A 12455-nucleotide genomic window follows, 5' to 3' on the forward strand; every position below is an offset into this window, starting at 1 on the left:
ACCCACTGTGAAATTAATGTGGACGACAAAAGGTGCGGATGAGACGAAACGAATTGCCGCTGCTTTGGCCAAACTTGTGATGCCGAGCGATGTTTTGACATTAGAAGGGGATTTAGGCGCAGGCAAAACGACTTTTTCAAAAGGTTTTGCAGAAGGCTTAGGGATTACCCGTATCGTCAACAGCCCTACCTTTACGATTATTAAAGAATATACCGATGGCAGACTGCCACTTTATCATATGGATGTGTACCGTATGGAAGATGCAGAAGAAGATATCGGGCTTGAAGAATATTTTGAGGGCGAGGGTGTATGCTTGGTTGAGTGGGCACATCTTATTGAACCTCAATTGCCTTCCTCCTATTTGAAAATAGAAATGCTAAGAACAGAACGTGAAGAAGAACGTCATCTTACGTTTAGTGCAAAAGGGGAACGCTATGAGACCCTTTGTAAGGAGATGAAAGAATTTGACCATACTGGCAATTGATACGTCAAACCATACACTAGGAATTGCCCTTGTCAAAGATTCCACAGTGATTGGTGAAAGTATTACGTATTTAAAAAAGAACCATTCCGTCCGAGCGATGCCGACTGTTGAGGCATTGATGAAAGAATGTGGTGTAGCGCCAAGTGAACTAAGTAAAATTGTTGTAGCAAAAGGACCCGGTTCTTACACTGGCGTTCGAATCGGTGTGACCATTGCAAAAACACTCGCATGGACGCTGTCTATCCCGATTTCGGCTGTTTCGAGTTTAGAAACACTTGCGGCAAATGGTCAATACTTTGATGGGTGGATCTCACCACTATTTGATGCGAGAAGAGGACAAGTTTATACTGGGCTATATATGTTTGAAGAAGGAAAAATCCAAGAGATCAAACAAGACCAAAATATCTTGCTCACGGATTGGCTTCATGAGCTGAAAAAGACAGGAAAGCCTGTCCTATTCCTTGGACAGGATGTGCATCTTCATGAAGAGAGCATTCGCTCCATTTTAGGAGAAACGGCTGTGATCGCAGAGGGAGCTTTTCATAACCCAAGACCTTCAATGCTTGCCTTTTTAGGGACAGATCGTCCTGCAGAGGATGTCCATCAGCTTGTACCTAACTATATTCGTATGGCAGAAGCGGAAGTGAAATGGCTTGAAGGACAAAAATAATCTCAACATAACAGAGATTCGAAAAATGACGGTAGCGGACATTCCAGTGGTGTATACGATTGAAGTGCATTCGTTTACTGCCCCTTGGAAAAAAGAATCATTTGTCTATGAGATTCTTCATAACCAGTACAGCCATTATTTTCTCATTGAAGAAGATGAGCAACCTGTTGGGTATTGCGGGGTCTGGATCGTCATGGACGATGCACAAATTACGAACATTGCAATTCTCCCTGAGCATAGAGGAAAGGGTTACGGGGAAGCATTGCTGCGATATGTCATGGAATTTTGTAAAGAAAAAAAGACAGATCATCTTTCTTTAGAGGTGCGGGTTTCAAATACACCTGCACAATCCCTTTATGAAAAGCTTGGTTTCAGACCAGCTTCTATTCGAAAGAATTATTATACGGATAATGGGGAAGATGCATTGGTCATGTGGGTGAATATAAATGAGTGAACAAACAGATCGATTCATATTAGGTATAGAGACAAGCTGTGACGAAACAGCTGCATCTATTGTGAAAAATGGGAAAGAAATTGTAGCGAATGTAGTCGCATCGCAAATAGAAAGCCATAAACGATTTGGTGGAGTTGTCCCAGAAATCGCTTCAAGACATCACGTGGAGCAAGTCACCATCGTGTTAGAAGAAGTGATGGCAAAGGCCAATATGAGCTTTCAAGATTTAGATGCCATTGCTGTCACAGAAGGACCAGGCTTAGTTGGCGCCCTTCTGATTGGTGTCAATGCAGCCAAGGCACTGAGCTTTGCCCATCAAATTCCTCTTGTTGGTGTACATCATATTGCGGGGCATATTTATGCAAATCAACTTGTAGATGAATTACAGTTTCCATGCTTGGCTCTTGTTGTTTCTGGAGGACATACTGAACTTGTACTAATGAAAGAGCACGGATCATTTGAGGTGATCGGAGAAACATTAGATGATGCGGCTGGAGAAGCTTACGATAAAGTGGCCCGGACGATGGGTCTTCCGTATCCAGGCGGACCTCATATTGATCGGTTAGCACATGAAGGAGAGCCAACGATTAAGCTTCCACGAGCATGGCTTGAAGAAGGCTCTTATCACTTTAGCTTTAGTGGATTAAAATCAGCTGTTATTAACACACTACACAATGCCTCTCAAAAAGGTGAAATAATTGCTCCAGAGAATTTGGCAGCAAGTTTTCAAGCAAGTGTCATTGAAGTACTTGTTGGAAAAACATTAAAAGCGGCAGAGGCCTATGGCGTCAAGCAGGTTGTCCTAGCTGGTGGCGTCGCTGCCAATAAAGGTCTGAGAGAAGCCTTAACGACAGCATTCACAAAGCTTCCTGACGTAAAGGTCATTGTTCCTCCGTTATCTCTTTGCACAGACAATGCAGCCATGATCGCTGCTGCTGGAACCATTGCGTTTGAGAGAGGAATAAGAGGCGATATGGCGATGAATGGCCAGCCGGGCTTACCACTTGTCTCATATGAATGAAAACGCCTGTGGATACACAGGTTTTTTTCATTTTTAATGAAAGCGATTTATTCACAAGCAATCCGGGTATATCCACAATTGTTAGAAAATTTCGTTATAAAATGATGGGGATGTGCATAAATATGATCTTTTATGTGGATATGTGATTAAATATCTGTGGACAAAGTGGATAAGTCTATTTTTCAAAAGAATAATAAAGAACTTATTGTGGATACTAATGTGGATAAGAAATCTCCACTAAAGGAAAAAAGAGCACCCATTAGGGCGCCCATTAAGATTCGGATAGCTCTTCCCACTCTGCGAAAAGGGATTCGAGCTCTTGATGAAATGTATCATTTTCTATTTGAATGTTTTGGACCTTCTCGTGATCTTGAAAAATAGCAGGATCACATAGAAGCTCTTCATTGTCACCAAGCTTCGCTTCAATGATAGCAATCCGTTCTTCAATTTCCTCGATTCTACGCTGCTTTTGTCTTTCTTTCTTTTTTAGTTCTTTTTCTTCTGCATAAGAAAGCTTTGCTGTTTCAACTGGCTTTGCTGCTTGTTTTTTAAGCGCCTCATTTTCTTGAATCGCCTCAAGCTCTAATTGTTCATTTTTCTTTTCAAGATAGTAGTCATAGTCACCGAGATACTCTCTTGTTTCTGTAGGTGACAGCTCGAATACTTTCGTTGCTAGGCGGTTGATAAAATAACGGTCATGCGAGACAAATAAGATGGTTCCCGGATAATCAATGAGCGCATTTTCTAAAATTTCCTTACTATCTAAGTCCAAATGGTTCGTAGGTTCATCAAGTATCAGGAAATTGGCTTTTTGGAGCATCAGCTTTGCCAGGGCAAGGCGCGCTTTTTCTCCACCGCTTAATGCATGAACGGGCTTTAAGACGTCGTCACCGGAAAAGAGGAAGTTCCCTAAACATGTCCGAATGTCTTTTTCATTCATGTGAGGATAGTCATCCCAAAGCTCATTGAGCACTTTTTTGGAGGATGTCAGTTTGGCTTGTTCTTGGTCATAGTAGCCAATGGTGACATGAGATCCAAAGGTGATGTCGCCTTTTGCAGGCTTTAATGTGTTCGTTAACGTTTTTAAAAGGGTTGATTTCCCGATCCCATTAGGACCAATGAGTGCCACGCTATCCTCGCGTTTGATCTGAAATGAAAGAGAGGATAGAAGCGGTGTTTTTTCATCATAACGAATGTCTAGATCATGTACCTTTAGTACGTCATTGCCGCTTTGTCTCGTAATATCAAAATGAAAGTTTGCGGATTTTTCATCACCTAATGGCTTATCTAAACGATCCATCCGTTCCAGCTGCTTGCGTCTGCTCTGGGCGCGCTTTGTGGTTGAGGCTCTTGCTAGATTGCGATCTACGAAATCTTGAAGCTTTGAGATTTCTTCTTGCTGCTTTTCGTAAAGCTTCATATCACGCTCTAGTTGCTCAGCTTTCAGGTCAAGATACTTACTATAGTTGCCTGCAAACTTTTTCATGGCCGTTCTTGAAACTTCATATACATGGTTCACCACTTTGTCTAAGAAGTAGCGATCATGGGACACGATCAGAATAGCGCCTGTATAATTTTGCAAATACTGCTCCAGCCATGATAAGGTATCAATATCTAAATGGTTGGTCGGTTCGTCCAGAATTAAGAGTTGTGGTTTCATTAATAAGAGCTTTCCAAGCGCTAGACGGGTTTTCTGACCACCACTTAAGGATTGAACGGTTGTCTCATCTTCAAAGTGACTAAAGCCGAGCCCATGAAGAATGGAGCGGACGTCTGCTTCGTATTGATAACCGCCTTGATCTTTAAATTCCTGCTGTAGCCTGTCGTAGGTTTTCATGAGGGAATCCAGCTCGGCACCTGTGGAAGAAGCCATTTTCTCCTCGATGGTTCTCATCTCTTGTTCCATTTTTTTTAAATGATCAAAAACCGATAATAATTCGTCTTTTAACGTACGTGTAGACGTCACATCGGTATGCTGTGCTAAATAGCCGATCGATAGGTCTTTCGGTTTGATGATCTCACCTTGTTCGTAAGACAATTGACCGGCAATGATTTTCAAAAGAGTGGATTTGCCTGCGCCGTTACGACCTACAATGGCAATTCGATCCCTTGCTTTCACTTCCAATTTTATATTCGTTAAAACGGTATCAGCACCAAACGATTTGGACAGCTGATTCAATTGTAGAATCATCATGTAACTTCACCTCTGCTATAATATGTTAAGTGTAGCTTATCAGCAGTAAACCAGCAAATATTACATACAATCGCCATATTCAAATGAAAGACAGATAGGAAAAAATAGTGTATCATTTGAGTGAGGGAGCGTTGAAAAGATGAGTCAATTTAGCCACTTTAACGAACAAGGAAGAGCAAAGATGGTCGACATTAGTGACAAATCATCTACTATGAGAACCGCTGTTGCTGCTTCAAGTGTTCGTATGATAAAAGAAGTGTTTCATAAAATAGAGCAACGTGAAATTGGAAAAGGGGATGTGCTGTCTGTTGCACAGGTTGCTGGCATTATGGCAGCAAAGCAAACATCTACCATTATTCCAATGTGTCATCCGCTTGCATTAAAAGGAGTGGATATCTCCTTTGATTGGGAGGAAGACGGAAATGCGCACATTCTGAACATACAAGTACAGGTGAAAACAAAAGGAAGTACGGGTGTGGAGATGGAAGCGCTCACCTCTGCTTCAGTATGTGCACTGACCGTTTACGACATGTGCAAAGCGATTGATAAAGGCATGATCATCGGTCCTACCTATTTAATTGAAAAGACAGGCGGGAAAAACGGTGATTTTCACAGAGCATCTGATATTTAAGTTGGAGGACCTTATATGAATATAGATCAGTCAAAAATTCCACAAGCGACAGCCAAACGTTTGCCGCTATATTACCGTTTTTTAAAAAATCTGCATGCATCAGGAAAACAAAGGGTCTCATCGGCAGAGCTTAGTGATGCAGTCAAAGTGGATTCTGCTACCATTCGCCGAGATTTTTCGTACTTTGGTGCACTTGGGAAGAAGGGGTATGGCTATAATGTCGATTACCTTTTGACTTTCTTCAGAAAGACACTTGACCAAGATGAAATGACCAATGTCATGCTCATCGGTGTCGGGAATTTAGGGACTGCTTTTTTACACTATAATTTCATCAAAAATAATAATACAAAAATTTCAATGGCTTTTGACGTCAATGAGAGTAAAATAGGTAGTGAGATAGGCGGCGTGCCTGTCTATGATTTGGATAAGCTTGAAGAGCATGTTCAAGAGGTAGGAGATATACCTGTTGCCATTTTGACAGTACCTGCCGTAGCAGCTCAACCCATTACAGATCGTTTGATTGCCCTTGGCATCAAAGGGATCCTTAATTTTACGCCGGCCCGATTGAATGTGCCGGAACACATTCGAATTCATCATATAGATTTGGCGGTTGAACTTCAGTCTCTTGTGTATTTCTTAAAGCATTACTCTATTACACAGGAGGATTGACGAAAAGGGGTAAAGGGGGTGGAGCAAATGGGTCCGATTGGTCCTGGAAGTTTGGTTCTGATTGCGATTGTTGCGCTCATTATTTTTGGGCCGAAAAAGCTTCCTCAATTAGGAAGAGCAGCAGGAGATACATTACGTGAATTCAAAAATGCCACAAAGGGTTTAGCTGATGATCAGGAAGAAAATAAGAAAAAAGAAGATCAGTAGAATAGGATGAGCTTCATGAATGTCAAAGATATGCCGCTTATGGAGCATATTGTGGAACTGCGAAAACGTTTAGTGGTCATTGCGATGTTCTTTGTTGCCTTTATGGTGGCAGGTTTTTTTCTCGCTAAGCCGGTAATTGTATATTTACAAAATACGGATGAAGCGGCAACACTGACGCTGAACGCGTTTAAGCTCACAGATCCTCTGTACGTGTTTATGCAGTTCGCATTTGTCATTGCTTTGGTTTTGACGTGTCCCGTGATTTTGTATCAGCTATGGGCGTTTGTGAGCCCTGGCTTATATGATAAAGAAAGAAAGGTGACACTTGCTTATATTCCGATTGCACTGCTTTTATTTTTAAGCGGTGTGGCTTTCTCTTATTTTATTTTGTTTCCGTTTGTCGTTGATTTTATGATACGGATGTCGAATGATTTAAATGTAGAGCAAGTCATTGGGATTCATGAGTATTTTACATTTCTGATGCAGTTAACACTTCCATTTGGCTTTTTGTTTCAGATGCCCGTTGTGTTGATGTTTCTCACAAGACTTGGCATCATCACACCGATGTTTTTATCAAAAATACGGAAGTATGCCTATTTTGTCCTCCTTGTCATTGCCGCACTGATTACACCGCCAGAGATCGTTTCCCACCTCATGGTTACTTTGCCGATGCTCGTATTGTACGAAGTGAGTATTGTCATTTCGAGAGTGACCTATCGTAAAATGCAGCAAACAGAGACAGAGGAGAAAGAAAATGATGATGTCTCATAAAAAACATCGTGATCCAAATAAGGGTCACGATGTTTTTTCTATTTTGACAGGAATTGATTGATTGCTTGGAATAGATGCTCATAATAGGCGGGTTCATGCGGGACAAAATCTTTTACACTGACTACTTTGCTTTCCTTACGTCGTTCTCCGGCTTTATCAATTTCAAAACCCTCCAGCTTCATGTTGTCAATTTTTCTAGTGAATAGCTGCTGTGCATCCATTAGCTTTGCTCTGTAAAGTCCAGCGACTTCTTCTTTTTGTAATTGAATGTTCATCTGCTCTTCTGGATGGACGTAAAGATAGACATGGCAAAATTCACGATCAGTAAAATTGTGTAGATGGATTTCATCCTGTATAACACCTGCAAAGGTCAAATCCTCAAAAGGTATAGTAAGACCGATCTCTTCTTCTACCTCTCTCATACCGTCAGAAGGCTGTTCATTTGCAAGAAGATGACCTGCTACGGTGATATCAAACAGAAAAGGAAAATCCTTTTTTACGGGACTTCTTAGCTGAAAATAGAGATACATAATGTCATGTTCCTTTTTAAGAAGCCAGAAGTGAAAGGTTTCATGCCAAAGGCCTTGGGCGTGGATATCTGATCGGGCAGCGACTCCAATCGTTTCATGCTGCTCATTTAGGATGTTCAGTTTTTCTTGTTCCATGAAAACGTGTCCCCCATAAAAAAACCATTTCCCACGTACGGAAAATGGTTTTTGATTTATTTTTGCTGCTGTTTTTTGAGTTTGACAGAGAAGGCAAACATTTTAAGCGCGATATTGATATTATAGGCCGCAAACACCATCAGCAAAATGCTGTAAAATGACCACATGTCACCTGGATTTTGAATAGCCATATAGGTGAAAGCCACACCTACGGCAAAATAAATGATGCCCCATACAACAGGGTTTCTCATGAGAAAAAGCCTCCAATAATCATTTGCATTGTTTGAGATTGTTCTTCAATCATTTTTCTTACTGGCTCAATCTGCACAAGAATAACGAGCGAGTTCATCAGCATATGAGCACCGATTGGAACAATGATTCGTTTTGTTTTCGCATATAAAAAGGCAAAGGTAAAGCCCATGGCGGTATAGAGCAAGATGTGGGGAAAATCATTGTGTACAGCAGCGAAAACCACTGAACTGACAAGTGCTCCAATGAAAAAATTCGTTTTTTCATAAACCACACCAAAGATGATTTTTCGAAAAATGATTTCCTCTAATATCGGTCCAATCAGGGCGATGACAATCACAAGCCATGGAACTGCATCCATAATGGCTAAAATGTTTTGAGTATTTTCGGATTCTCGGCCAATGCCAAATGCATATTGTTCAATCGCCCCCGCAATTGATTGTGCTAAGAGGGAAAGAAAGAAACCGACAATGATCCAAACGATTGCCGCGCCGACTGAAACCGGTGCTTCATTTCGAAGTGAAGATTTTGGCACAGTCCGAAGGATGAGCAGAATAATGATTAATCCGACACAGAAACTAATGATTGTCCATGTTCCTGACAATTTAGAGAGCTCTGCTTGTGTCATCGGTGTCTGAATGTAACCTAGCCACTTCATAATGAACACATACGGAAACGCAGAAAGCTGCACCAATATATACGTTAAGATGATGTACCAATATTGTTTTTTCAAGTAACGAAAACCCCTTTACTAAAAGAACTAGATTTATTGTAACACAAGTCTTCTTTTTCGATGAAAAGGAAAGAATCTGAGTTGAAAAAAGATCATGAAAGCGTAAAAATTTTTAAAGGTTTTTACTTGAAATTGCAGAAGACATTCTTTATTATAATAAATGTGTTAGCACTCACTGGTGATGAGTGCTAAAAAAAGACTACATATAAAAATTGAGGAGGTTGTTTCTTATGTTAAAGCCATTAGGCGATCGCGTAATCATTGAACTCGTTGAATCTGAGGAAAAAACCGCTAGCGGTATTGTGTTACCGGATTCTGCAAAAGAAAAACCGCAAGAAGGTAAAATTGTTGCAGCAGGTTCAGGTCGTGTACTTGAAAGTGGTGAGCGCGTTGCGTTAGAAGTAAACACAGGCGACCGCATTATCTTCTCAAAATATGCAGGCACTGAAGTGAAATATGAAGGTAAAGAATATTTAATCCTTCGTGAGAGCGACATTTTAGCTGTTATTGGTTAATCACATAAAAAACTTTGAAATAAATTTTTAAAAAGACTGAGGAGGTTTCGTTATTATGGCAAAAGATATTAAGTTCAGTGAAGAAGCACGTCGCGCGATGTTACGTGGTGTAGATGCACTTGCAGATGCTGTAAAAGTCACTTTAGGACCTAAAGGACGTAACGTAGTTCTAGAGAAAAAATTCGGTTCTCCACTTATCACAAATGATGGTGTAACGATTGCAAAAGAAATCGAATTAGAAGATGCATTTGAAAACATGGGTGCAAAACTTGTGGCTGAAGTTGCAAGCAAAACAAACGACGTAGCTGGTGACGGTACAACAACTGCAACAGTTCTAGCTCAAGCGATGATCCGTGAAGGTCTTAAAAACGTAACAGCTGGTGCAAACCCTGTTGGCGTTCGTAAAGGGATCGAAGAAGCAGTAAAAGTAGCTCTTGAAGGCTTGCACGAGATTTCTAAACCAATCGAAGGCAAAGAATCAATTGCTCAAGTTGCGTCTATTTCTGCAGCAGATGAAGAAGTTGGAAGCCTAATCGCTGAAGCAATGGAGCGTGTAGGTAACGACGGCGTGATCACAATCGAAGAATCTAAAGGATTCACAACTGAGCTTGAAGTGGTTGAAGGAATGCAGTTTGACCGCGGATATGCTTCACCATACATGGTGACGGATTCTGATAAGATGGAAGCGGTTCTTGAAAATCCTTACATCTTAATCACTGATAAAAAGATCACAAACATTCAAGAAATCCTTCCTGTACTTGAGCAAGTTGTACAACAAGGAAAACCATTATTGCTCATTGCTGAAGATGTAGAAGGCGAAGCACTTGCAACACTTGTTGTGAACAAACTTCGTGGAACATTCAACGCAGTGGCAGTAAAAGCACCTGGATTCGGTGATCGTCGTAAAGCTATGCTTGAGGACATCTCTGTTCTAACTGGCGGAGAATTAATCACAGAAGACCTAGGACTTGACCTGAAATCAACTGAAATCGGTCAGCTTGGTCGCGCGTCTAAAGTCGTTGTGACAAAAGAAAACACAACCATCGTAGAAGGCTCAGGAGATTCTGCTCAAATCGCAGCACGTGTGAACCAAATCCGTGCGCAAGTTGAAGAAACAACTTCTGAATTCGATAAAGAAAAATTACAAGAACGTCTTGCTAAACTAGCTGGTGGCGTCGCTGTCATCAAAGTTGGTGCTGCAACTGAAACAGAACTAAAAGAGCGTAAACTACGCATCGAGGATGCACTCAACTCAACTCGTGCAGCAGTTGAAGAAGGTATCGTTTCCGGTGGTGGTACAGCACTTGTGAATGTATACAAAAAAGTCGCTTCAATCGAAGCAGATGGTGACGTTCAAACAGGTGTGAACATCGTTCTACGTTCTCTTGAAGAGCCAATTCGTCAAATCGCTCACAACGCAGGTCTTGAAGGATCAGTCATCGTTGAGCGCTTGAAAAATGAAGAAATTGGTGTAGGCTTCAACGCAGCAACAAACGAATGGGTAAACATGATCGAAAAAGGAATCGTTGACCCAACAAAAGTAACTCGCTCTGCACTTCAAAACGCAGCTTCTGTTGCAGCAATGCTTCTAACAACTGAAGCAGTCGTTGCTGACAAACCAGAAGAAGGCGGCTCAGGCGGCGGAATGCCGGATATGGGCGGCATGGGCGGTATGGGTGGAATGATGTAACACCCGCAAAAACCCCTTGAAATATAGGGGTTTTTGTTTTGTCTTCATCTAGTCAGAAATAATAATGAATTGAAACCTTCGCCGCTTCTCAATCGTTTACATAAGAGACAGTGATTTTAAAATTTTTATCTAAAATGAAGAAATGAGATGATTTTAAAAAGAAAAGCGGTGATCACATGGGCTTTACTACTTGGGTAGCGATTATTGTTGCATTGGCCGTCGTATTTGGATTGTTTGGATCGAAAAAGCGTGATAAATAAAGAAAGAGTGAAATTCCACTTCCGAATAGGGAGTGGGATTTTTATTGCTATGTGTAATACGTTTGAAGAGAAAGATGAACAAACATGCTGTAAACATTTGAAAGCCAGGGAGAAAAGCACTCTTATGATCAATAGTGTTTTTTGTTTTGAGAGATATAAGATACCTTGGCTTATAATGTCACATTTTCTTTAAAATTACATAAAAAAATCCACTATTTCCATAAAAAATCAGATCAATTCCTTATAATAAAAGTATCTGAGAATGGGGAGTGAGTCGAAATGGACCAAAACTTGCTGCAAATGAATCACGTGAGATCAGAGGATGAATTAGCGGTTGTGAATATATCTTCTACAGAAATTGGGGCGCTGTCAAAGGAAGCGGCTGAGCGGATTTTACAAACGAAGGATACGGATTATATTCATCAAATCATGTATGTTCCGATTGAAAAGAAAGCAGATTTGCATTGGTTGATTCAACGTATTGGACAGGCGTTAGAAGTTGAGGATAACGATATCGTTGCGCTTGAATTGGCTGATTTGCTCTATTTCTTTGTCATTCCATTTTATAAGGAGTATATTTTGATGGAACGTCATTTGTATGAGTGTATAGATGATTTGTTGGCACGATTAGCATCATGGGCTCACTCAGATATTCACACACTGGTCGATGCGATGAGAGACGATTTGTTTCTATAAACTTGAAAAAAGCTTGTAGAGCGATCCTCTACAAGCTTTTCTAAATTATTGGGCTCTTTCCCAAGTGATCTTTGTTTCATTTGTTTTTTTCGTTCCCTTTGCCAGCACTTTGCCGTTTTCTTGTTTCACGGTGATGTTTAGGTCGTAAAAAGAATACAGGGCGCCAAGACTGTCATTTTCGGGTTTGTGCAGGTTGTTTTCTTTTTCAGTTGAAGCTCCAATGGCAAGCGTTTTGGCAAAGTTTAAACCGATGACTTCAGCGTAATCACTATTGGTATCAGAAGAAGCTGTTACGTTTAAAGAAATGATTTTTTTCTTTTGATCAACGGTGATGTCCGTGTCTTTTATAAGTTTAGACTGTTCCATCACTTCTTTCGTTTCTTTTTGAATGCGTTCATTGATCGTTGGAAGTGCCTTCGTTTCTGTTTTTTGTTCGTTTGTTGTATTTGAGCAAGCTGCTAGTATGAAGAGGCTTGCAACTAGGCTCATGAAAACAAGTAGACTTTTTCTCACGTTCGTTCTCCTTTTTTCTCGCAGTATGTATGT

Annotated in this window: 16 protein-coding genes; 11 read left to right on the top strand and 5 right to left on the bottom strand. The window is 40.7% G+C overall.

Translation table 11 applies throughout. The features are described 5' to 3' along the window. Window positions 1-16 precede the first annotated feature (16 nt). From tsaE to tsaD, 4 genes are read left to right on the top strand one after another with little or no spacing between them, the layout of a single operon-like run. Window positions 17-484, top strand: a complete 468-nt coding sequence (tsaE, locus tag MKX52_RS02895; protein ID WP_213019738.1) for a tRNA (adenosine(37)-N6)-threonylcarbamoyltransferase complex ATPase subunit type 1 TsaE — start codon at window positions 17-19, stop codon at window positions 482-484. Beyond that, window positions 465-1154, top strand: coding sequence for a tRNA (adenosine(37)-N6)-threonylcarbamoyltransferase complex dimerization subunit type 1 TsaB (gene tsaB / locus MKX52_RS02900; protein WP_088004285.1), 690 nt, complete (start codon window positions 465-467; stop codon window positions 1152-1154). The genes tsaE and tsaB overlap by 20 nt, the downstream gene beginning before the upstream one ends. 25 nt (window positions 1155-1179) lie before the next feature. Continuing rightward, window positions 1180-1608, top strand: a complete 429-nt coding sequence (gene rimI, locus MKX52_RS02905) for a ribosomal protein S18-alanine N-acetyltransferase (RefSeq protein ID WP_151022094.1) — start codon at window positions 1180-1182, stop codon at window positions 1606-1608. Next, window positions 1601-2629 (top strand): tRNA (adenosine(37)-N6)-threonylcarbamoyltransferase complex transferase subunit TsaD, encoded by a 1029-nt coding sequence (tsaD, locus tag MKX52_RS02910; RefSeq protein ID WP_144471219.1) that lies wholly within the window; start codon window positions 1601-1603, stop codon window positions 2627-2629. Before rimI ends, tsaD begins: the two co-directional genes overlap by 8 nt. 271 nt (window positions 2630-2900) lie before the next feature. On the opposite strand, the gene MKX52_RS02915 is transcribed toward tsaD, so the two are convergent. Continuing rightward, the gene (locus MKX52_RS02915; RefSeq protein ID WP_342491438.1) at window positions 2901-4823 is read right to left on the bottom strand and encodes an ABC-F family ATP-binding cassette domain-containing protein; all 1923 of its coding nucleotides are present in this window, start codon (window positions 4821-4823) and stop codon (window positions 2901-2903) included. Between the two features lie 139 nt (window positions 4824-4962). Between MKX52_RS02915 and moaC the strand changes: the two genes are divergently transcribed. From moaC to tatC, 4 genes are read left to right on the top strand one after another with little or no spacing between them, the layout of a single operon-like run. After that, window positions 4963-5454 (top strand): cyclic pyranopterin monophosphate synthase MoaC, encoded by a 492-nt coding sequence (gene moaC, locus MKX52_RS02920; protein ID WP_012009075.1) that lies wholly within the window; start codon window positions 4963-4965, stop codon window positions 5452-5454. A 15-nt stretch (window positions 5455-5469) separates the two neighbouring features. Continuing rightward, window positions 5470-6123 carry a redox-sensing transcriptional repressor Rex gene (locus MKX52_RS02925; RefSeq protein WP_012009076.1) on the top strand — a complete coding sequence of 218 codons (654 nt, stop codon included), beginning with the start codon at window positions 5470-5472 and terminating at the stop codon, window positions 6121-6123. A gap of 27 nt (window positions 6124-6150) precedes the next feature. After that, complete coding sequence (locus MKX52_RS02930; protein WP_012009077.1) at window positions 6151-6330, top strand: twin-arginine translocase TatA/TatE family subunit; 180 nt, start codon at window positions 6151-6153, stop codon at window positions 6328-6330. Between the two features lie 6 nt (window positions 6331-6336). Further along, entirely contained in the window at window positions 6337-7101 is a 765-nt protein-coding gene (gene tatC / locus MKX52_RS02935) for a twin-arginine translocase subunit TatC (RefSeq protein WP_238389094.1), read from the top strand. A gap of 38 nt (window positions 7102-7139) precedes the next feature. On the opposite strand, the gene MKX52_RS02940 is transcribed toward tatC, so the two are convergent. The 3 genes from MKX52_RS02940 to MKX52_RS02950 are packed head-to-tail and all read right to left on the bottom strand — an operon-like array spanning window position 7140 to window position 8748. Then, the gene (locus MKX52_RS02940) at window positions 7140-7766 is read right to left on the bottom strand and encodes an NUDIX domain-containing protein (RefSeq protein ID WP_342491439.1); all 627 of its coding nucleotides are present in this window, start codon (window positions 7764-7766) and stop codon (window positions 7140-7142) included. Between the two features lie 56 nt (window positions 7767-7822). Then, entirely contained in the window at window positions 7823-8017 is a 195-nt protein-coding gene (locus MKX52_RS02945; protein WP_003213897.1) for a YdiK family protein, read from the bottom strand. Next, on the bottom strand, window positions 8014-8748 hold the full coding sequence (locus tag MKX52_RS02950) for a CPBP family intramembrane glutamic endopeptidase (RefSeq protein ID WP_342491440.1): 735 nt from the start codon (window positions 8746-8748) through the stop codon (window positions 8014-8016). Before MKX52_RS02950 ends, MKX52_RS02945 begins: the two co-directional genes overlap by 4 nt. 230 nt (window positions 8749-8978) lie before the next feature. On the opposite strand from MKX52_RS02950, the gene groES reads away from it, so the two are divergent. The 3 genes from groES (at window position 8979) to MKX52_RS02965 (ending at window position 11909) form a co-directional block, all read left to right on the top strand. Next, entirely contained in the window at window positions 8979-9263 is a 285-nt protein-coding gene (gene groES, locus MKX52_RS02955) for a co-chaperone GroES (protein WP_003214120.1), read from the top strand. A gap of 55 nt (window positions 9264-9318) precedes the next feature. Continuing rightward, the gene (groL, locus tag MKX52_RS02960; RefSeq protein ID WP_012009082.1) at window positions 9319-10953 is read left to right on the top strand and encodes a chaperonin GroEL; all 1635 of its coding nucleotides are present in this window, start codon (window positions 9319-9321) and stop codon (window positions 10951-10953) included. A 539-nt stretch (window positions 10954-11492) separates the two neighbouring features. Continuing rightward, a complete protein-coding gene (locus MKX52_RS02965; RefSeq protein WP_342491441.1) occupies window positions 11493-11909 on the top strand; it encodes a hypothetical protein in 417 nt (138 codons plus the stop codon). Window positions 11910-11954: 45 nt separating this feature from the next. On the opposite strand, the gene MKX52_RS02970 is transcribed toward MKX52_RS02965, so the two are convergent. Further along, window positions 11955-12422, bottom strand: coding sequence for a hypothetical protein (locus MKX52_RS02970; RefSeq protein ID WP_342491442.1), 468 nt, complete (start codon window positions 12420-12422; stop codon window positions 11955-11957). Window positions 12423-12455: the final 33 nt, after the last annotated feature.

It is taken from the genome of Bacillus sp. FSL R5-0422 (assembly GCF_038610765.1).
In the GTDB taxonomy this organism is placed as follows: Bacteria; Bacillota; Bacilli; order Bacillales; family Bacillaceae; genus Bacillus; species Bacillus pumilus_O.